This is a genomic window from Mesomycoplasma flocculare ATCC 27399 (assembly GCF_000815065.1).
In the GTDB taxonomy this organism is placed as follows: Bacteria; Bacillota_I; Bacilli_A; order Mycoplasmatales; family Metamycoplasmataceae; genus Mesomycoplasma; species Mesomycoplasma flocculare.
In genome coordinates, this window is sequence record NZ_CP007585.1 from 33330 (window position 1) to 55249 (window position 21920).

The following is a 21920-nucleotide window of genomic DNA, read 5'->3' on the forward strand; positions in this document are numbered from 1 at the left end:
AAGTGGCAAATTTCTTAAAAATAACAAAATTCCTAAAAATAATTAGTATTTTTGGTGTTTTTTTACCGCTTTCTTCTTGTGGTTATTATAGCTCGATTCCGCTTGTTAAGGAAGTTAAACCGGAATTTGAAAAACAACAAGATCTTGAAAAACAACAAGATCTTGAAAATAAACCTGTTCAAGAACTCAAAAAGCCAAAAAACAACGATTTTTATGGTGCTTCTGAGTCTGAGAATAAAAGCAAAGATTTTGAACAAAAAGCGGAAATAAATAAGAAAAACTTTATTAAAACAGACAAAAATTCTTCTGTTTTAGAAAAATCAGAAAATATACCGATAAATAAAATAAATAAGGTAGAAAATTCCCAAACCCAAACCCAAACCGAAGATAAAAAAATTAACATTCAAAATCAACCTAGATTCCAAAAAAACGATAAAGAATTTGAAAAAAAAGGCTTACAGGTTGATAATCCGGTTAAAACTATAAATAATGAGTCTGGAAAATCTCTTGAATTAAAAAAGCGGGAAACAAGCAAAGAAAATGAAATTCCCAAATCTGATGATTCAGGAAAAATTAAAGAATTAAGTAGCAGAAAAACTGATCAATCTAAAACCTACGATAAAAAAAAGGATAATTTTAATATTGTAAAATTGTCGAAATTTAGCGACAGTGGAAAAGTGCAAAAGATTTACTTTGGTAAAAATCTTTCTGGTTTTAACACTTTCAAAATAGAAACAGAAAATTCAATTTTCCGCGAAAACGATCAGTCGTTTTTAGGCTCAAAGAACGAAAATTTAAATATTTACCTACTTGACAGGTTAGACGCAAATAAAGTAGAAAAAACAAGTCCTGTACGTTCATATTCTGTTAATTATTGGAACAAAAAAGTTAGAAACATTTATTATAAATTAAATTATTTTGGATTTAAATCCGTAGATTATTCTGATAATAGATACAAAGAAACTTTTCAAAGAAACATAAGATTTAGTTCGGGAACTTCTATTTTGCTTGACACAAACGGAAATGAAGCGCTTTTTTTGACGAACAAACACGTTTTGTACAATAAAAAAAATCAACCAATGTGACATTTTTTTGGTTATCCTTTCATTATTTTCTATTTTAATAACAAAATTAATTTTCTTCCTTCACCTGATTATTCTCGAATTCTAGATATTTTATATATTAAGGAAGACTACGAAAAAAGGGAACAAAAATTCGAAAAAAAACAAAATGCAAGGACAAAACAAGTTTTTGTAAAACAAGTTTATGAAAAATATTTCCGGGTTGTGGAGAATTTTAATTCTCATAAAAAAGACCTTGGACTTTTTTACTTTAAATATAAAGATTTTATTAGTGATTTTCTAGCAGCAGGGAAATTTTTTGAAGAAAATAGAAACATAATAAAGGAAAATTTTTCCTGGGCAAAATCCACTGATATACAAACTAAAATGCGAAACTTTGAGAAAAGTGCGACACTTTTTAGCAAATATTTCGAGGAAATGGAAAAAAATGGCGCAGTTAAATTAAGCGACAGATTATGAAAAGACGGCGACATTGATTATGAGACAAAATTAGGATTATTTTATCCTGATAAAACCGCAGCGAAAAATATGTTCAAAGGCGTTTATATACGCAAACAAGATGCAATATTTTTTGTCACAACGGGACACGGCGCATCAGGAAGTGGAATTTTTAACGATGATGGTTCCCTTGCATTTATAAATTATCTTATCATTCAGGACCCAAAACAAAAAGGCTATTATTACGATCAAAATAATTTGTCTAATTATATAGCAGCGGCAATTCCGTTAAGAACTCCATTTGTTGATTTAACAAAGGAAATTAGTAAATTTTATTTTAATAAGAGCTAAATTATTCTATAAAAATAAAGCTTTTTCTATTTTTTCAAGGGCTAAGAATTAGGCTAGAACAGCAATAATTTTTCCGTCTCACACATTAGCGCCTTCGATTTTAATGTCAATAAATTCGCCTAATTTAAATCTGCGTTTGTTGTTATAAACACAAAAACCATCTTCGGTTAACTGATAAGGGTCGCTTTCGTTATCGGGTAAATTTTTATTAATTACCATGGCATCAAAAAGCCCATTAATTTCAACAAAAAAACCAGATTTTATAATTGCAGTTATTTGCGCACTGAAGGTTTGCCCAATTAGTTGTTTTGCATACTCAGTTTTTTTAATATTTACAATTTTTCTTTCTAAATTAAAGGCTTTTTGTTCTAATTCAGTAGTTAAGTAAGAGTTTTTATTAAGAATCTCTTTAAAAAAGTCATAATTTTTGTTCTTTTCAAAAATAAAAAAACGAATAATTCTATGTAAAATTAAATCTGGATAACGTCGAATCGGGCTAGTAAAATGACTATAGAAATTTGCAGCCAATCCAAAATGTCCTATGTTTTCTGTGCTATAAACAGCTTTTTGCATTGTTCTTAAAATTGAATATTTCAAAAAATTGTCATTATTTTCGGCTTTTATCTTTTCAATTGTTTTGGCAAATTCTTTTGAATTTGTGTTTATGTTTAGGCTATTTTTTATACCTAAAGCATTCAAGATTTGGTTAAAATCTGTTATTTTTTCAGGATCAGGCTTGCTATGAACGCGGTATAAAATTGGAATTTTTCTTTTCGTTAGGAATTCAGAAACATTTTCATTGGCTCTGATCATAAAGTTTTCGATTAACATTTCAGAAATTCCCCTTTTTTTTAATTTTAAGGATTTTGTAAAACCATTTTCGTCTAAAATAATTTTTACATCATCAATAGATAAATCAATATAACCTTCCTTTTTTTTGAATTGTGAAAGCACAGTATTTAATTTTAAGGCTATTTGTAACATATTTTCCAAATTGTCATTGTTAAAACTGAATTTTTTCGCAAAAAAATTATTAACCTGGTCGTATGTCAGCTGTCATTTTGAATTAATAATAGAAGGGTAGATTTTAATATACAAATTTTCTCCCTTTGTATTAATTAAAGATTCCATTGTCACTGTAAATCTGTCAACATTTGGTTTTAGTGAACAAATCCCGTTAGATAATTCTTCTGGTAACATTGGTATAACAGTGTGAGGAAGATAAATTGATGTACCCCGATTTTGCGCCTCAATATCGATGGCGCTATCTTGTTTTACATAATGAGCTACATCAGCAATGTGAACTTTTAAAAGAAAATTTCCTTGGTTTGTTTCCTGTACAGAAATTGCATCATCAAAATCTTTTGTATCTTCGCCATCGATTGTAATAATTAATTCGTTTCTTAAATCTATTCGATTTTCATCAATATAACCAACATTTTTTTCTATTTTTGATGCTTCCTGAATAACATCAGTGTTAAATTCGTTTGAAACTTCAGATTCAATTATAGGTATTTTCACATACAAAAAAGGTTCGTTTTTGTGGCCAATTTTTTGAATTTTGCTTATTTTTAGAATATTTTTTTGGTAGTCGATGATTTTTACTTTGTAATAATTATCGACAACTAAATCGTCAATTGAATTTCACCTAAAAAAAAATGAGCCTTTAAAATTTACAGGCTCAAAATCTCAAAAGTTTCCATTTTTAAAGGCTTTTCCGATTAAAAATTTTGTATTTCTTTGAATAATTTTGGTAATAACACCAAAAATTTGATCAGTTTTAAGGAAATCGGCATAAATGTTGATTCTAACTTCATCATTTTCTAGTGCGTTTGCCGTAAACCGCGCGGGAATAAAAATATTTTTGTTTTTTATCGGGTTTTCTTTGTCTTCAACAAAACCAAAAGCTGATTGCGTTGCTCTGTAAATTCCAACTTTTGCCCTAAGAAGTTTGGGTGAATAATATTTCCCTTCAGCAGTTTTAAAAATAACAAAATTTTCAATAAGGTTGCTAATTTGACTGGTTAGTTTTTGGTTTAGGTTAAAAGGGATGTTAAATTTTCTAACAATTTCAATAAATGTTCTTTCTTTTTGAAGAAAATTTTTTAAACGTTCTTCTGGTACAATTTTCATAAATTTTTTATAATAACCTAATGACTAATGAAAGTGCAAGAAAAATAAAGCCAAGTAAAAACATTGCTCATTTTGTAAATTTTTTAAATCCTCGTTCTTTTGAAACTTGAAACAAATCAAGATCACTAGAACCAATAAGCGCTCCAGAGAAAGAGTTTGAATGCGGCGACATAAGTAGTGAAATCAAAATAATTAAAACACCAAAAATAGCAATAAAAGTGAGGATAATTGTTTTTAACATAATATCTAACCGATAAAAAAAAAAAAAAAATAATAGTAATTATACTATAAAATTAAGCAAGTTTAAATAACAGTTTTAAAAAAAAATATTAAAAATCGAAAAACAAAGAAAACTTTGGCTATTTGCCTGATTTCCACGATGATTTTTTGTTTTTTTAGTGATTCTATATGTTTTAGAAAATCATTTAGAATTTCGCCTTTAAAAAAAAGATTAGTTTCGTATTGAAAGATTAAGGACCGATAATCTAAATTCGATGTTCCAATCATTCCGAATCTATCGTCGGTAATTATTGATTTCCCGTGAAAAAAAATTTCTTTAAAATAGTAGATTTTTGCCCCTTTATTTAATAATTTTCTAGCAAAAAAATCGTTAAAAATTTTAATTATTCTTAAATCATTTCTGCCAGGCAAAAAAATTTCCACCTCAATCTTTGCCAGCAAAACATCTTCTAAAGCATCAATAATTTTTTGGGTTGGGACAAAATACGGGGTAAAAATTTTTATATTTTTTTTTGCTGAATAAATTTTTTTTAAAATAAAGCCTTCAATTAAAGAGTGTTCAAGATTTGGGCCGTTTTGAACAACAACTCCTACATTTTTTGGTTCTTCTTCTTGGGCTACCAAATCGTTTATATTGCAAAAACTATTTATTTTTTCTTTTGATATATTTTTTTTCCCTCATTTCGATCAATGAAATAAGAAATTTTTGCAATAAGTTTGCACAATTTCACCTTCAAGTCTAAGATTTAAATCCATTCAATATCCAAAATTTTTATCAAAACCTGAATATTCTTCGGAAATATTATTTCCGCCGGTATAAACAATTTTGCCGTCGATAAGATAAACTTTTCGATGATTTCTATAAAAACTTTGCCCAGAAATAAAAGGAATTTTAAAAATATTAAATAGTAAAACATCGATTTTTTCTCTCTTTAATTCGATTCATTGACGCGTTTTTATAAAATATGTGCCAAAAGAATCAGCTAAAATTTTTACCTTAACACCTTGTTTTCTTTTATCGATAAGAATTTTTTTTAACTTCCTTCAAACAAAATCATTTTTTATTATATAAACATCAATAAAAATGTATTTTTTTGCATTTTTAATATCGTTGAAAAGTTTTTCAAAAAAACTGTGACCATCAACTAACAAATTTCCGTTAAATTTTTTAATTGGAGAAGAAAAGTATTTATTTGAGAAGTTCAGCAAAATATCCTCATCTTTATGAGTTGCGTCTATTTTTTCCTCAACACCTTCATTTATGCTAACAAAATGTTGATATTGTGAAAAATATTGACTTATATGTTGGCTGTTTAGGTATTTTCTGCCTAAAAGAATGTACGAAATTGGTCCTATTATTGGAAAAATTGAGCAAGCAAGCAATCAAGAAATTTTAGTTTCGATTCTTCTTTTTTGGAATAATAAAAACAAATTAAAGAAAGAAGTGGATGCATAAACCGCAACAATGGTTACAATTGAAATTCAACTTTTATTTTTTGATAAAAAATGTTGAATTAGATACATTGTTGTACTAAATAACACTAAAAATATGGTTAGAAAACAATAATAAAAAAATCACTTTGTGAATTTATGCATTATAGTAACAATTTTACTATAATTTTGGAGCCTGACCTTGATTTTCCTTTAGTTTTTCAAAAATTTGTTCTTTTATTTCATTAAATAATTTAGGGTTATTTTCAAGTAATAGTTTTAAATTTATTTTTCCTTGAGCAATATTTTCGCCTTTATAAGCAAATCACGAACCTTTTCTTACAAGAATTCCATGCTCTTCCCCTAATTGAGCAATTTCAGCTGATTTTGAAATGCCTTTTGCAAAAACAATTTCCACTAAAGCAGTTTTAAAGGGAATAGCAAGCTTGTTTTTAACCACTTTTATTTTGACGCTATGTCCTGTTATGTCATTTCCAGTAGTGATTTGTTGCATTTTTCTGACATCTAATCTAATTGATGCATAGAATTTAAGCCCTCTTCCGCCCGGGGTAGTTTCAGGATTGCCAAAGATTATGCCAACTTTTTCTCTAATTTGATTAATAAAAATTACTGTTGTACCGTTTTTGTTTAAAGATGCTGTAATTTTTCGAAGCGCTTTTGACATAAGCCTAGCTTGAGCACCAATAACCTGATCTTTCATTTCCCCTTGAAGTTCAGCAATAGGGACTAAAGCTGCGACTGAATCTACAACGATTAAGTCAATTGCTTTTGTTTTTGTTAAAGTATCAACAATGTCTAGTGCTTGCTCACCTGAATCTGGTTGCGAAAGTATTAAATTGTCAATATCGATTCCTAAATTTTTTGCATATTGTGGATCAATTGAGTGTTCTGCATCGATAAAAGCAGCAATTCCTCCTTGTTTTTGAACTTCAGCAATTGCGTGAAGGCTGATTGTTGTTTTTCCGGATGATTCAGGTCCATAAATCTCAATAATTCTGCCTTTCGGAAAACCTCCAATTCCTAAAGCCATATCGATTGCCAAACTTCCTGATGAAAAGACCTCTGTATCAATTGGAGGTTTTTCACCTAAAACCATAATTGATTCGGTTCCAAATTTTTTTTTAATTTCTGCAAGCGCATGTTTTAATAGTGATTTTTCGTTTGTTTCTGTCATAATGGCTCCCTATATTTTTGTTTTTTAATTTTTAAGTATATATATTTCAATTTAAGCTTTTTTAAAAAATTAACTAAAAAAAAAGAAAAAATTGGGAAAAAATAGCAGTTTTTCCTATTTTTAGTAAAATTTCGTTTTTTTTCTTAAAATATTATGCTAGGGTGGAATATAAAAAGCCATTCTGCCCTAGCAAATCAATTTTTTCTTATTATTAAACTTACGAAATTTGAAAAATTTAGTAAAATTTTCAATTATGAAAAAAATTTCGATTGGATTAACTAATGAATCATTTCGTGATGATAACAAATTCTTGCAGAAAAAAGTTTATAATGGAATGAATCACAAAATTGATTATAGAATTCTATCAAATTTTAAATTTGTTCCAAAGTTAATTTTAGATTCAGAGGAATTAATTATATGAGAGTGGATTGATGGAAATAATGTTGAATTAACTACCGAATCGCTTAAAAAAATAGCAGTTCAATTAAAGAAGGTTCATGACTCTAATCTAAAATTTCCGCCCTCAAATCACGCATTTCGAATTGAAAATTATTTGAAAATTTTATCTGAAAAAGGTATAAAAAATAAAATTATTATTAAATACGAAGCTTTCATTAAAGAAATACTTCGAAATATGGATAAAACTAAACCTCTTCATAACGATTTGTGATTGACTAATATGGTTGAAAAAAACCAAGAAATTTACTTTTTAGATTGAGAATATGCATCAAAAGGCGATATTCATTTTGATCTAGCTTATTTTATCGAATCAGCCAGATTAGATGCTGAGCATGAACGAATTTTCTTAGGTTTTTATGGAAAAACTAATTATAAGGATATATTATTACAACGAATTTTTGTTTTATACCTAATAATTTTATGAGTAAACGCCCAGAAAACTAAGCATTTTGATGATGCTCCCTATATGGCAAAATTAGAAAATTTATATTCACAATTTTTAGCTTGGAAGGAATAAAATGAGATTTATTGACCATGTTTCAATCGAAGTTGAAGCCGGAAAAGGAGGAGATGGGGTTGTTTCTTTTCGAAGAGAAGCGCACGTTGATAAAGGCGGGCCTGATGGCGGCGATGGCGGCGATGGCGGTTCAATTTATTTTGTTGGCGATTCTGGTTTGAATACTTTATTGCAATTTTATCAAACAAAAAAAATTTTTGGTAATAATGGCGAAAATGGTAGGTCAAAAAATCGAAAGGGAGCAGCTGGAAAAGATATTTTTATAAAAGTACCTATAGGAACTCAAGTATATGCAAAAAATACTTTAATTTGTGATATAATTTTGCAAAAGGAATATTTAATAGCTCGTGGAGGCAAAGGGGGGTTAGGGAATAACCGTTTTAAGAATTCTAAAAATAAAGCACCTAGAATTTCCGAAAATGGTGAATTAGGACAAAAGTTTAACCTTAATCTTGAACTAAAAGTTATTGCTGATATTGGACTAATAGGCAAACCAAACGCAGGAAAATCTACGCTTTTGTCACTGATTTCTAATTCAAAACCTAAAATTGCAAATTACGAATTCACAACTATAGTTCCACAATTAGGGCTTGTAAAAATTTATGATAATTCATTCATTGTGGCCGATCTTCCAGGTTTAATTTCAGGGGCTAGTTCTGGAAAGGGAATGGGGTTTGTTTTTTTAAAACATATAGAAAGATGTGTAGCGCTTGCTCATATTGTCGATTTTGGAACCGAAGAAAAAAATCCTATTAATGATTTTCTTGAAATCAATGACGAATTAGGAAAATTCAGTCAAAAATTATTAAATTTAAAGCAAATAATAATTGCAAACAAATATGATTTACCAAATTTTCAAAAAAATTTAGAGAATTTTCAGAAAAAATTTCCTAAAATCCCAATAATTAAAGCTAGTTTAATTTCGCATAATAAAAAAGAATGTGAAAAAATAAAAGAAAAAATGTTTGATTTAATTAAAAAAAGTAAAAAAAATCTAAAGATTCAGCCGATAAATGAGATTCCAGTAGAATTTAATTTAGAAGCTCCTTTTTTGATAGAAAACAAAAATCTTGGATTTTACGAAGTTAAAGGTGAAATAATTAAAAAACTTATTAATAAAATTCCTTTAAATTCTCAAGAAAATATTTTTAGATTTAATACTAAAATCAAAAATATTGGGCTTTGAGATGAATTAATTAAACAAGGGGTAAAATCAGGCGATACAGTCAAAATTTATGACCTTGAATTTCAATGAACCTAAAATATTTTTTCAAGTGAGGGCATTGTTTCATGTATTTTTTATATATTAAAACTAAAGGAGCCAGATAAATGGACGACATTCGCAAACCTAAAAGATCATTACGTAAAAAATTAAAAAACCCATCAGAATGGTCATTTGTTGAAAAAAAATCATTAGTATCTTTTTTATTTTTATACCATAAGGCAAGCAAATTAAATTCACAAAAAGAAAAAGTATATGAAACTTTAGGGTTAAGCAATAAAATGGATGATTTGCCAATTTCATCAATTGAACGCGCACTTTCTCTATTAGAACCTAAATATACTAAGCTTTTAATCAAAGAATTTATTGATAATGATCGGAACTGGATTAAAAAGTATTGGTCAAAATCAACCTATTATAAAAATATGCACAAGGCAATTGACCAATTTATCATAATTTTAAATCTTTAACATATGAATTTAGAGCTTGTTTCTCGTGAAAATCCCGAAATCCAAATTGCAAGAAATTACGGGCAAATTTCATTTAGTTATGTATCAAGTTCTTCTCCACACGGAATTAGACAATTTGTTAAAATTCAACGCGATCTTACATCAGATCAATTTAGTGTAATTGTTACTGTCTTTTCAAAAATAGTTGGGAAAGTTAATGTTTATGTACAGGTAAATAATGCTGCCCCAACTGCGCCAAAGTTACTTGAATTATTTCCTGAAAAATTTAATCAAGCAGTTTTTGTTTTTGGTGGTCCAAATCAAATAAAAGATAAAACAGCTGATTTTAAATTTCCGAAGTTAGATAATATTTTAGTATATCTAACAAAAGAAAATGAACAGAAAATTTTATTGGATAATGTTCTAAAATTGCGTAATTTTTCAGATGCAAATAAAGAGTATTCAATAAAAAATAAAGGAATTGGGTTCAAAGTTTTAAAATCAATTAAAATGGCGAATCTAGGCGCTGATGCCTCGATTGAGTTTTCAAAAACTTATGAAAAAATTGAGGAAAACACAATTTATTTTTTCCCTGATAAATTTAGCCAAAAAAAACATAATCAAAACGTTTTTAAAGTTGGTGTTGATCCTGAAGTTTTTTATGCCGGAAATATTGACAAAAATATAAACATTACTAATTTAAAGTTAACTAATTTGCCGGTTAAATCAACAAGTGGTTCAAAAAATTATTTGGATTTATCCTTCCAATTTCGACAAGATATCTATGATAAAAATAAAAAACCTGAAGTAATTGCGGGAAAATATATTGTAGGAGATATTTTTATAATATCAAATACTTATTATGATTCAACGGAAAGAACGGTTTTTTCTGGGAATTAGCAAATTTCTCACCAAGGTTTTGTAATCCCTTATAATTTTTCTGGAACTTTAAATCCAAAAGTTGAAATGAGTATTAACAATGATTATAAAAAGATAAATGTCGCTTTTTCTCAAGAAATTATCAAAAAGCTAATTGATTATGAAAAAAAGAATGGAATTTACAAGCTGAAAATCACAAATTATTCCACCCCTTTTATTAAATCAGATCAAATTAGAATTTCAAATCAAGATTTCAAATATGTTTCTACTAATTTTTTAACAATTCAACAGCTAAAAGATCTTTCGTTTACAAATTTTAGAGAAGAAGATGAAGAAAAAAAATTAGAGGAATAAATTGAAAATTGCTATTAAAATCGCAACAGCCCTAATATCAACAGTCATAATTGCTGCTGCCGGTTTCGGAGGTTGATATTTGTATAATCAAAAATTACAAAATTCAATACCCCCAATAAAAAAACAACTTGATTTTGACGTAAAAAATGAAAATGAATACAAAGATAGCGATGTTTTCCCTAATATTTATGCCAATGACTTTTATGATACAATTAAAGTCAAAGATGGAGAAGTTTATATAGATGAATGATTAGTTGAAAATGTAATTAAAGAAATTGTTTCAAAAATTAAAGTTGCTTTCGGGTCGGTGAATTTTCGATACCAAATAGATGAAAAAAAAGATACAATATATATTGAAATTCTTTGAAAATATAAGAAAAACAAGTTAAACCGAAACTATAAAATTAGTTTATATCAAGATGTTTAATATTATTTATTTTTTAAAAATTCAGTATAATTATTTTTGATTTTATGCCAAAAATAATTGCACACATAGATATTGACAATTTTTTTGTTTCATCAGAAATTAGACTAAATCCGAAACTAGAAGGACAGCCAATTGTAATTTCTCGAAACGAGAATTTTGCAATGGCTGTTTCTGTTTCTGAAAAAGTAAAAGAAAAAGGATTTAAAATTACAGATAAAATCTCTGATATTAAAAAAAATATACCTAATTTAATTGTAATTAAGCCAAATCTAAGATATTACAATTTTTTATCAAAGCAATTTTTTGATTATATCACTAAAAATTTTACTAAAAAAATTGAAATTTATTCAATTGATGAATGTTTTGTTGACCTAACAAATTTTTCTAGAAAATTTAATACGATCTTAGAAATGTTGTGATTTATTAAAAAAAAGTCAATTAAAAATTTTGTATTACCCATTTCAATCAGTGTTTCTTATAATAAATTGCTTGCAAAAATGGCGACTAATTTAGCCAAAAACACAAAATTAAGAGTTATGACGCTTACAAAAGCTAATGTTCCTAAATTAATTTGCCCGCAAAAAATTAAAAATCTTTTTGGTATAGGTATTCAAATCGAGCAAAAACTAAAAGATGTTGGAGTTTTTACTGTAGCAGATCTTTTAAAAAAAGGGATTAATAATGAAAAGATAGTCAAAATTTTAGGGATTAATCGCCACTATTTTTTTCAATCTCTTACAAGAATAGGAGATGATAATGTTAGTGATAAGCTGAAAAAATTTAAAAGTCTTTCACATTTTTCCACTTTTCCAATAGAAATTTTATTAACTAAAAAGAAAATTTTAGATGTAATTTCCAACTTTTTGTTAGATTTAGTAGAAAAATTAAAGAAATATAATAAAGCCGTTAATCGTGTGGAATTTGTTTTTAAGTTAAAAAAAAATAACATAAAGGATTGAATATTTTCTGATATAAGCACCCCTTCTAATGATTATGATTTTCTTTATAGTAATTTAGTTGCGCTTGTTGAAAAAGTTGAGAATTTTTCTTCAATTCATGGTTTTGGTATTAGCCCATTAAAAGTTTCGCATTATGATAAAAGCATGTTAAAAACTAATCCTAAAGTGAAAAATATTATTTCAAGCGTTAATAAAAGCATAGGATCTAAAAAATTATTTGTGCTAAATTACCTAAAAAATTAAAAAAATGAAACAAATTTTACATTTGTATTTAAAATTATTTTTTGCAATATCAATAATTTTGACTTTTGTTGGAATTTGGGATTATACATTAGCGTTAGGTTGGTTTTTTTCATTAATTAGCGTTTTGATATCGATGTTTTTAAAATTTTTATTTTTAGCTAAAGTTATAAAGAATGTCAAAAGAAAAACAAAAACTACTGTTTTTATAGTATTTTTTGTTCATATTCTATTAATTTTATTACAAGGGTTGATTTTAACTTCTATTTATTTTATTAATAAAACATTTCAAAATATTAACTTTGAGAACAATTTTAAAGTTTTTTTAAACCCAATTAATATTATTTCTTTTATTTTTGGATATACAATTTTTCCAATTAGTGTTATAATTAATGTCTTAATATTAAATAAAAAAAGGGGGTAATAATGGATTTTTTCTCAAATTGAAATCAACCACAATTATTTACTCTTTTTATTTTAGTAGTTTTCGCAATCATTTTATCAATTATTATTTTTTTTCACATAAAAAAATCCAAAATTGATAAATCACCATCAGCGATTGTTTTATTTGCAGAATCTTATTTAATTTTTATTGATGATCTCGTTGAGACAGCAGGCGAAGGTTATTTAAATAAAACAAAGCCTTATATTTTTTCGCTTTTTACATTTTTTTTGTTAGGAAATTTATTATCACTTGTTGGTTTGGAACCAATTTCAACATCAATTTCAGTCACTTTAAGTTTGGCATTTGTTAGTTGATTTGGTATTTTTGTAGTTGGCGCACTTTATTCAAGGCGAGGATATTTGTTTGATTTTGTAAAAAATCCTTTAAAAATAATTGGAGTTCCAGCACCATTAATTTCGCTTTCTTTTCGAATGTATGGAAATTTAATCTCCGGATCCGTTTTATTTTTAATTATTTATTCGGGCGTTCAATGAGTTTACCAAAAAATACCTTTGGGCGTTTTTGGTAATTTTAACTTGCCGATTGTATTGATTTATCCACCTTTTCTTATTTATTTTGATGTTGTTGGCTCGTTGGTTCAATCATTTATTTTTGTAATTTTAACAGTATCATATTGAGGTATGGAAATTAATCATGTTGAAAAAAATGAAAAAATCAGCAAAGATCAGCAAGTTTTCAAAAAGGTTTAAACTTAAATCATTAGGAAGGAAAAAATGAATTCTCTTATAACTTTTTCACATCAAGTTGTTCAAAATTTTCAGCAAGCAGCTGAAGCAACAAACACAAATCCTTCAAACGCAAAACAATTCGCGTATTTAGGAGCCGGAATTGCAATGATTGGTGTTATTGGTGTTGGTGCAGGTCAAGGTCATTCAGTTGGCAAAGCATGTGAAGCAATTGCTAGAAACCCGGAAGCTCAAAAACAAGTTTTTCGAGTTTTAGTTATCGGAACAGCAATTTCCGAGACTAGTTCAATTTATGCGCTTCTTGTTGCTTTTATTTTGATTTTCGTTAATGGTTAATTAATTTTTTCTTAAAAAAAAAAAAAAAAAAAAATGGTAAATCTTAATCAATCATTAAGTGATTTGTTCAAAGGAATTATTCCTAATGTTTATGTAATTAGTGCAACAATAGCAAGTTTTTTAATTTTGCTTTTAGTAATTATATATTTTGTTTATCGCCCATTAAAAAAATACATAAAAATGCGAAAAGATTTTCTTCAAGGACACATAGATTCAACAATAAAGGCAAATGAAAAAGCGCAAAAACTTGAAAATGAAACGCAAAAAAAGCTTATTGAAACTAAAGAATTTTGCAAAACACTCAAAGAAAAATCAGAAATTGAAGCTAATAAATTTCTTGAAAATTCAAAAAAAACCGCAACAGAACAAACCCGCCAACTAATTAACGAAGGGCAAAAAGTTTTAGTTGAATATGAAAAAGAAATAGTTAGTAAATATCAAGAAAATGTCATAAATGTTGCATTTGAAATTAGCAGAAAGTATCTTGTTAACCAAGAAAAAAACAACAAAATTTTGCATCAAAAATTACTTTTAGACTTACAAAAAGAATTAGAATCACAAGAAAAAATTTAGGAAACAAAGCAAAATAGGTTTAAAAAAATGCATTTACATGTAAAAAATTATTTTGGGTATGCTGAAGCGCTTTTTGAGATAGCGGTTTCTAATAATAAAGTAGAAAATTTTTTAAATGATAGTTTTTTTATCCTTGACATAATTCAGTCGCATCCAATTTTAGTTTTAGTGTTTAATTCTTATTTTGTTTCAAATCAGGAAAAATTCAACTTAATTGATAGAATTTTTTCAGAAAAAGTTGAAAAATTAATAATTAATTTTCTTAAATTGATCAGCAAAAGCAATCTTTTTTCACATTATAAACATATTTTGGTAAAATTTATAAAACTTGCAAATATGCATTTACACCAAACTTGAGGCGAAATAGAGACTGCTTTTCCGATTTCTGTTTCAATTATTTCTAGTTTTGAAAATATACTTTCTAATAAACTGAACAAAAAAGTCCATTTAAGACAAAAAATTAACTCTGAATTAATTTCCGGAATTAGAATAATTGTTGATAGTCAAATTTTTGATAATTCCATTTTTTCGCAACTTAAGTTATTAAAACAAACATTAAAAAAACAAACAAAAACCAAAAAAAGTCTATAAATTTAAAGGTTTTTTATGAACAAAGATATAAATTTAACAACAATAATTAGGAATGAAATTGAAAATTTCGAGTCAAAAATTCAAAATAACGACATTGGAAAAGTTATTGTTGTTGGCGATGGAGTCGCGCTTGTATCCGGAATTGAAAGAGTAAAATTTGGTGAACTTGTTGAATTTGAAAATAACGTTTTTGGAATTGCGCTTAATTTAGAGCAAGATTTAATCGGTGTAGTTATTATGGGTGGGGAAAATTGTGTTTTTCAAGGTTCAATTGTTAAAAGAACAAAATCCGTAATTTCAATCACAGTTGGCGATCAACTTTTAGGACGTGTTGTAAATGCGCTTGGAGTTCCAATTGATGGTAAAGGTGAATTCGATAATAGTATTAAACGTGAAATTTTTACAAACGCCCCTTCAATTATGGACAGAAAAAGTGTTGCAAGAGGGTTAAAAACCGGAATTTTAGCAATTGATTCGCTAGTTCCTATTGGTAGAGGTCAGCGTGAATTAATAATCGGTGATCGACAAACTGGAAAAACAACAATCGCAATAGATACAATTTTGAATCAAAAAGGGAAAAATGTTTACTGTGTTTATGTTGCAATTGGGCAAAAAAATTCAAGTGTTGCACAAATAGTTTCACTTCTTGAAAAAAAAGAAGCGCTTAAATATACAACTGTTGTTTTGGCTGGCGCTAGCGAACTCTCGCCTTTACAATATCTTGCGCCTTATTCGGGAACTTCGATTGCCGAATATTGAATGTACAAAGGAAAAGATGTTTTGATAATTTATGATGATTTATCAAAACACGCAATTGCTTATCGCACGTTATCACTCCTTTTAAGACGACCACCCGGACGCGAAGCTTTTCCAGGCGATATTTTCTACCAGCATTCTTACCTTCTTGAAAGATCATCGCAATTGTCTGATGCAAAAAATGGCGGTTCAATAACCGCGCTGCCAATAATCGAAACTCAAGCAGGTGATATTTCAGCTTATATTCCGACAAACGTAATTTCAATTACTGATGGGCAAATTTTTGTAAGAGATAGTTTATTTAATTCTGGACAAAAACCGGCGATTGACATTGGGCTTTCAGTTTCCCGTGTTGGTTCAGCTGCGCAGTCGAGGTTAATGAAATTAGCATCTTCATCTTTAAAATTAGAATTAGCACAATATAACGAACTTAAGGCTTTTGCCCAGTTTGGTTCAGATTTAGGCCCTAGTTCACAGTTAATTCTCGATCGTGGGAATAAAATTTACGAATTTTTAAAACAAGAAAAGCAGCAACCACTTAGTGAAAATCAACAAATTATGTTGCTAATTTTGATTCGTCAGAATTTAATTGATCGCTTAGAACTGAATTCTATTCAATCATTTAAGTCTGTTTTTCTAAAATTCATTGATTCTGATAGTGAAATCAAATTAGCGTTTGAAGTAATTAGCAAAAACCAAAGTCTAGAAGAAAAAGATTTATCTAAATTTCTTAAAATTATCTCAAATTTCATTGAAAAATTTAATTTAGGACATGTATTTTAGTTAAATTTTATAAAAAGCGAGCAAAATAATGGCCAAATTAAACCGACTTCGAGCACGATTTGTTCAGATTCAGAACATAAAAAAAATGACAAATGTTATGGAGATGATTGCGAATGCAAAAATTCCAAAAATTAAGAATCAATTTAAATCAGCGCAAGAATATTTTGAAAATTTAGACTATATTTTTCAAAATATTGTTAATAATTTAGGTTCAAAAATTGATGAATTCATCAAAACAGAGTCAAAAAAAAATCTTTATATTATTTTTGGCTCAAATTTGGGGTTTTGTGGTGCGCTTAATAATTTAATTATAAAAAAAATTACACCTAAACTAAAAGAAAATGACGAAATTATTGTTTTTAGCAAGAAAATTTATAACTTTTTATCAATAAATCAGTCAAAATTAATTATAAAATATTATCAAAATATTGAAGAATCCAATTTTAGCGAGCCAATTTTGCAAGTGACAAATCTAATATATCAAGCAATTTTGGCCAAAAAGTACAATAAAATTTTGATTTGCTACAATAAATTTATCAGCATTATTCATTCAAAACCTCAGGTTCATAATTTGCTAGAATTTCAAAAAAATATTATAAAATATGATGGATATGGTCCGGAATTTGAGCCAAGTGCCGCTGAAGTTTTTGAGAAATTAATGCCTTTTTATATCAAATCGGTTCTTGAAAAACTTTTTATTGAATCAAAACTAGTTGAAACATCTGCCCGCCGCGCATCAATGGAAAGCGCAACTGAAAATGCTAGTGAAATTCTGCGAAAATTAGAACTTGAAATTAATTCAAGCCGTCAGACAATGATAACACAGGAAATTATTGAAATTATTAGTGGTAAAATGTAGAAAAAAAGTAGGAGAATTTATGAAAAAACAAGTAAATATCGGTCGCATTGTTCAAATTTTTGGTCCGGTTATCGATGTTTTGTTTCCAAATGAGCATATGCCTGCCATTCTTTCGGCTCTTGAAGTTGAAATTGACGGAAAAAAAATTGTTTTTGAAGTTGCTCAACATTTAGGGGAAGGAATTGTTCGCGCAATCGCAATGTCAATGACTTATAATTTGTCAAAAGGCATTGAGGTTTATGATACAGGCTCACAAATTTCAGTTCCTGTTGGAAGACAAGTTCTCTCGCGAATGTTTAATGTTTTAGGCGTGCCAATTGATGGAGCAGAACCCCTGAAAACTGATCAAAAAAAACCTATTCACGCTGCACCACCAACATATTTAGAACAAAAGGCTACTAGTGAAATTTTAGTTACTGGAATAAAAGTTATTGATCTTTTAATCCCATTTGTAAAAGGCGGAAAAATCGGGCTTTTCGGTGGGGCAGGAGTTGGAAAAACTGTTTTGGTTCAGGAACTAATTAATAATATTGCTACAAAACACGGCGGACTTTCAGTTTTTGCTGGGGTTGGCGAAAGATCGCGTGAGGGAAATGATCTTTATTTTGAAATGAAAAATGCAGGAGTTCTTGATAAAACAGCGTTAGTTTTTGGCCAAATGAATGAACCCCCCGGAGCAAGAATGCGAGTTGCACTTTCGGCGCTGACAATGGCAGAATATTTCCGTGACTATGAGAATCAGGATGTTCTACTTTTTATTGATAACATTTTCCGATTTACACAAGCTGGTTCAGAAGTTTCAACTTTATTAGGAAGAATTCCTTCAACTGTTGGATATCAACCAACACTTTCAACAGAAATGGGTCAACTTCAAGAACGAATTACGTCAACAATTCGCGGTTCAATAACTTCAGTTCAAGCTGTTTATGTCCCAGCAGATGATATCACCGATCCAGCTCCGGCAACTACTTTTTCACACCTTGATGCTAAAACAGTCTTAGACCGAAGTATAGCTGCGCTTGGAATCTATCCCGCTGTGGATCCCCTTGCATCATCATCACGAGTTTTAGAACCAAATATTGTTGGCAAACAACATTATCGGGTTGCTAAAAAAGTTGTTCAAATTCTACAAAGATTCAAAGAATTACAAGACATTATAGCAATTTTAGGGGTTGATGAACTTAGCGAAATTGATAAGCAGGTTGTTGCGCGCGCGCGAAGAATCCGTAATTTCTTATCACAACCGTTTTTTGTAGCCCAAAAATTCTCAGGAATTGAAGGGCAGTTTATAAAAATTCAAGACACTGTTAATAATTTTGACCAACTTTTATCCGGTAAATACGACAATATTCCTGAAGAAGCATTTTTATACGTTGGAACAATTGATCAAGCACTTGAAAAAGCTAAAAATCTGGGTTGAAGTGAAAAAAATTAACTTTAAAATAATAACTCCAAATGGAATTTTTCAAGAATCAAAAGCTGATTCTGTAACTGTAAAAACAAAATTTGGTTATCGCGTTGCTCAATATGCAATCACTCCTTTTGTAGGTATAATTGTACCATCGATTTTACATATTAAAAACGAAAAAGAAACATATCAGTTGCAAATTAAAAGCGGAATAGTTTATGCTAATAAATTTGAAGTACTAATTTTTACAGAAGATAAGTTGGTTTTCACATAATATTAAATGTTTTGCAAAAAATCTGGCAAAAAAAGATAATTTATATAGTTTTTCCTAATTTTTTCCTTTTTTTGCTTAAAATGAGCAAAAATTTTAATAGTTTATATGAATCACAAAAACCGCGGAATGTTTCTTGAGAAAATTATTAACAATACAATTGAGTTTTATTGTGAAAATGATATTGCCATATTTCATAAAAAAAATTTAGACATTAGTTTTAAAGCTGTTAGCAAAAACTTAGCGGTAAATGATGCTTTTATTTTTAAAAAATCCACAGTTGATTATTATGGAATTTATAAAGGAATTTTTATTGCATTTGAAGCAAAAAGCACAAATGAAAACGCGCTAAATTTAAAGCAAATCCCAGAACATCAATTAAATTATTTACAAAAAATCCGTAAGCATTACGGTTGCGCATTTTTTATAATTTTTTTTAAACAGTTGGAAAAATTTTATATTGTGAGTATTAGCAAAATTGATCTATCTTGAAAGTCAATTACTGTTGAGTTTTTGGAAAAACAAGGCTTTGAAATCGCGCTAACATATCCAGGAATAATTGATTTTATTGGTTATATTGAACAAATGCTTTAATTTTTTTTTAAGATTTAGTTTTTTATGTCTATTGAATTGCTTGAATTTACAAAATAATTCCATAAAAAATTATTAAATATTTTAATCTATAATTTTTTATTATTAATTTTATGATATAATTTAATTCTTAAATTTGCAAACACGCAAAAATATCATTAAAATGGATTCGGTTGGATGTGCTTTTTAAGTTCTAACTGTTCGAAATTTTAAGCAGAAATAACAAACTAAAGGAAAAATATGGAGAAGATAACCTCAACTAAAAAAGACCAAAATGTTGTGTCAAAGGATAATGATTTATTAAACATTAACGATATTAGCGCTGAAAATATTGGCGAAACTCTGATTATTTCAAAGCAAAAATTACTTGAAGCCGGTGTTTATTTTGGTCACAAATCATCTCAATGACACCCAAAAATGTCGCAATTTTTATTAAAAAGAAAAAGAAACGAAACCCACATTATTGATGTTTTAAAAACACAAAAAATGTTGGAAATTGCATATAAATTAGTTGAAAAATTTGCTCAAAAAGGTGCTAAATTTATTTTTGTTGGCACTAAAAAACAAGCAAAAAAAGTTGTAGAAGAACAAGCAATCCGCACGAATTCTATTTATGTCTCAGGGAGGTGACTAGGAGGAACCCTAACAAATAGTCGAACAATTTTGTCCCGACTTAAAACAATGGATGATCTTGAAAAACAGGCAGCTAATAATTTTCAAGGGTATACAAAAAAAGAAATACTTTCAAAACAGAAACAATTAACTAAATTGCAAAAAAATCTTAACGGAATTAAGGGGTTAAAAGATGTCCCACTCTTTTCTTTAATTATGTTAGTAGCTGATCCGCTAAAAGATATAATTGCCGTTAAAGAAGCTCGTAAAAAGGGTATAAAAATTATCGGAATAATAGATTCAAATGTTGATCCCTCATTAGTTGACTTTGGAATTCCAGCAAATGATGATTCTACAAAATCAATTACGTTAATATTTACTGTATTAGCAGATGCAATTGCCTCTGCAAAAGGTGGAAAAAAACTTTTTGCTTATCAGCCAGATGAACAAATAAGTCTTCCAGAAGATCCTGAAAAAGAACAAAAACAACTTCGTTATCGCAATAATGCATTTGAAAAATTCGAAAAAACTAAAAATCACTTAAAAGAAAAGGTAGTTAAAAGTACAAAGTCTGAAATAAAAACTGAAGATAAGTCTAACACACAAAATCAAGAAAGAGTGTAAAAATGTCACAAATTGATAAGTTTGCTAAAATTAAGGAACTAAGAAAAATTACTGATGCGCCTTTTATTGATTGCAAAAAAGCATTAGAAAGTTCTGGATATGATATTGATTCAGCGATTGATTGGCTTAAGAAAAATGGCAAGTCAAAAGCTTTAAAAAAAGCAGACCGAATTGCAGCTGAAGGTTTAGTTTTAGCGCTAAAAAGTGCTGATTCTGCTTTAGTTTTTGAATTAAATTCTGAAACAGATTTTGTTGCGAAAAATCAAAATTTCATTAATTTGCAACAAAAAATTAGTAATCTACTTTTACAAAATGACTTTGAAAATTTAGAAAATGCTTTGCTTATTCAGGACTCAGAAGGTAGGACAATTTCTGAATTATTGGTTTTAGCAACTGCAACAATTGGTGAAAAAATTACTTTACGACGTGTGTTCAAAACTAAACTTTCTAGCGAAGAAAATGTCGGAATTTATACTCACTCAAATGGCCAAATTGCAGTTATAACAATCTTAAAAGGCGGTAATTCAGAGGTTGCAAAAAACATTTCAATGCATGTTGCAGCATTGAATCCAGAGTATGTTTTTAAAAATGAAGTCTTAGAAACAAAACTAAAAGAAATTCATGAAGAGGCTGAGAAAAAAGCATTGTCTGAAATAAAAAATTTTGAAAAAAAGCCAGAAAATATCAAAACCGAAATATTAAAAGGTATGGTAGAAAAGCAACTTTCTGAATTTGTTCTTGAACTTCAACCTTTGGCTTTAGATAGTTCGATTTCTGTTGTTAAATATTTGGCGCAAAATTCATCTACTTTGTTAAAGGTTGTTCGTTTTGAAGTTGGCGAGGGAATTCAAAGGCAAAATGTTGATTTTTCAACAGAAGTTAATCAACAAATTCATGAGGTCAAAAAAAAAAAAAAAAATAAACTAATTTTAGACTAAAAATCAAAGAAAGGTATGAAATTTTCCTTATAAAACAGGAAAAATTTTAT

General features: G+C 28.3%; 21 protein-coding genes and 1 pseudogene. 18 read left to right on the top strand and 4 right to left on the bottom strand.

Annotated elements, in window-relative coordinates:
* Window positions 1–2 precede the first annotated feature (2 nt).
* Window positions 3–1871: an Mhp366/Mhp367 family surface (lipo)protein gene (locus MYF_RS03400; protein ID WP_002557887.1), complete on the top strand. Its 1869-nt coding sequence runs from the start codon at window positions 3–5 to the stop codon at window positions 1869–1871.
* 48 nt (window positions 1872–1919) lie between these two features.
* Here the strand turns inward: MYF_RS03400 and rnr are convergent, their stop codons facing one another.
* The 4 genes from rnr to recA all read right to left on the bottom strand — a co-directional run bounded on the left by rnr (window position 1920) and on the right by recA (window position 6870).
* Complete coding sequence (gene rnr / locus MYF_RS00150; protein WP_002557888.1) at window positions 1920–4004, bottom strand: ribonuclease R; 2085 nt, start codon at window positions 4002–4004, stop codon at window positions 1920–1922.
* A gap of 7 nt (window positions 4005–4011) precedes the next feature.
* A complete protein-coding gene (gene secG, locus MYF_RS00155) occupies window positions 4012–4245 on the bottom strand; it encodes a preprotein translocase subunit SecG (protein WP_039387487.1) in 234 nt (77 codons plus the stop codon).
* A 62-nt stretch (window positions 4246–4307) separates the two neighbouring features.
* Window positions 4308–5768, bottom strand: coding sequence for a phospholipase D-like domain-containing protein (locus tag MYF_RS00160; protein WP_231237877.1), 1461 nt, complete (start codon window positions 5766–5768; stop codon window positions 4308–4310).
* 88 nt (window positions 5769–5856) lie between these two features.
* On the bottom strand, window positions 5857–6870 hold the full coding sequence (gene recA, locus MYF_RS00165) for a recombinase RecA (RefSeq protein ID WP_002557890.1): 1014 nt from the start codon (window positions 6868–6870) through the stop codon (window positions 5857–5859).
* 253 nt (window positions 6871–7123) lie between these two features.
* On the opposite strand from recA, the gene MYF_RS00170 reads away from it, so the two are divergent.
* The 17 genes and pseudogenes from MYF_RS00170 to tsf all read left to right on the top strand — a co-directional run bounded on the left by MYF_RS00170 (window position 7124) and on the right by tsf (window position 21870).
* Complete coding sequence (locus MYF_RS00170; protein WP_002557891.1) at window positions 7124–7846, top strand: phosphotransferase; 723 nt, start codon at window positions 7124–7126, stop codon at window positions 7844–7846.
* A 1-nt stretch (window position 7847) separates the two neighbouring features.
* A complete protein-coding gene (obgE, locus tag MYF_RS00175; RefSeq protein WP_002557892.1) occupies window positions 7848–9107 on the top strand; it encodes a GTPase ObgE in 1260 nt (419 codons plus the stop codon).
* 68 nt (window positions 9108–9175) lie between these two features.
* The gene (locus MYF_RS00180) at window positions 9176–9538 is read left to right on the top strand and encodes an MG284/MPN403 family protein (protein WP_002557893.1); all 363 of its coding nucleotides are present in this window, start codon (window positions 9176–9178) and stop codon (window positions 9536–9538) included.
* A gap of 3 nt (window positions 9539–9541) precedes the next feature.
* Window positions 9542–10750, top strand: a pseudogene (locus MYF_RS00185) (MHO_1580 family protein).
* A 1-nt stretch (window position 10751) separates the two neighbouring features.
* Window positions 10752–11177, top strand: a complete 426-nt coding sequence (locus tag MYF_RS00190) for an MHO_1590 family protein (RefSeq protein ID WP_002557895.1) — start codon at window positions 10752–10754, stop codon at window positions 11175–11177.
* Window positions 11178–11221: 44 nt separating this feature from the next.
* Entirely contained in the window at window positions 11222–12379 is a 1158-nt protein-coding gene (locus MYF_RS00195; RefSeq protein ID WP_002557896.1) for a Y-family DNA polymerase, read from the top strand.
* 423 nt (window positions 12380–12802) lie between these two features.
* On the top strand, window positions 12803–13531 hold the full coding sequence (locus MYF_RS00205; protein WP_002557898.1) for a F0F1 ATP synthase subunit A: 729 nt from the start codon (window positions 12803–12805) through the stop codon (window positions 13529–13531).
* Between the two features lie 24 nt (window positions 13532–13555).
* The gene (locus MYF_RS00210; RefSeq protein WP_002557899.1) at window positions 13556–13864 is read left to right on the top strand and encodes a F0F1 ATP synthase subunit C; all 309 of its coding nucleotides are present in this window, start codon (window positions 13556–13558) and stop codon (window positions 13862–13864) included.
* Window positions 13865–13897: 33 nt separating this feature from the next.
* A complete protein-coding gene (locus MYF_RS00215; RefSeq protein WP_002557900.1) occupies window positions 13898–14437 on the top strand; it encodes an ATP synthase F0 subunit B in 540 nt (179 codons plus the stop codon).
* 27 nt (window positions 14438–14464) lie between these two features.
* Entirely contained in the window at window positions 14465–15028 is a 564-nt protein-coding gene (locus MYF_RS00220) for a F0F1 ATP synthase subunit delta (protein ID WP_002557901.1), read from the top strand.
* Window positions 15029–15043: 15 nt separating this feature from the next.
* Window positions 15044–16567 (top strand): F0F1 ATP synthase subunit alpha, encoded by a 1524-nt coding sequence (gene atpA / locus MYF_RS00225; RefSeq protein ID WP_002557902.1) that lies wholly within the window; start codon window positions 15044–15046, stop codon window positions 16565–16567.
* A 28-nt stretch (window positions 16568–16595) separates the two neighbouring features.
* Complete coding sequence (locus MYF_RS00230; protein ID WP_002557903.1) at window positions 16596–17426, top strand: F0F1 ATP synthase subunit gamma; 831 nt, start codon at window positions 16596–16598, stop codon at window positions 17424–17426.
* A gap of 19 nt (window positions 17427–17445) precedes the next feature.
* Window positions 17446–18861: a F0F1 ATP synthase subunit beta gene (atpD, locus tag MYF_RS00235; RefSeq protein WP_002557904.1), complete on the top strand. Its 1416-nt coding sequence runs from the start codon at window positions 17446–17448 to the stop codon at window positions 18859–18861.
* Window positions 18848–19108 (top strand): hypothetical protein, encoded by a 261-nt coding sequence (locus MYF_RS00240; RefSeq protein WP_231237879.1) that lies wholly within the window; start codon window positions 18848–18850, stop codon window positions 19106–19108. The genes atpD and MYF_RS00240 overlap by 14 nt, the downstream gene beginning before the upstream one ends.
* Window positions 19109–19213: 105 nt before the next feature.
* Window positions 19214–19699 (top strand): Holliday junction resolvase RecU, encoded by a 486-nt coding sequence (gene recU / locus MYF_RS00245; RefSeq protein WP_002557905.1) that lies wholly within the window; start codon window positions 19214–19216, stop codon window positions 19697–19699.
* 237 nt (window positions 19700–19936) lie between these two features.
* Window positions 19937–20932 carry a 30S ribosomal protein S2 gene (gene rpsB / locus MYF_RS00250; protein WP_002557906.1) on the top strand — a complete coding sequence of 332 codons (996 nt, stop codon included), beginning with the start codon at window positions 19937–19939 and terminating at the stop codon, window positions 20930–20932.
* Between the two features lie 2 nt (window positions 20933–20934).
* Window positions 20935–21870 carry a translation elongation factor Ts gene (gene tsf, locus MYF_RS00255; protein WP_002557907.1) on the top strand — a complete coding sequence of 312 codons (936 nt, stop codon included), beginning with the start codon at window positions 20935–20937 and terminating at the stop codon, window positions 21868–21870.
* Window positions 21871–21920 lie beyond the last annotated feature (50 nt).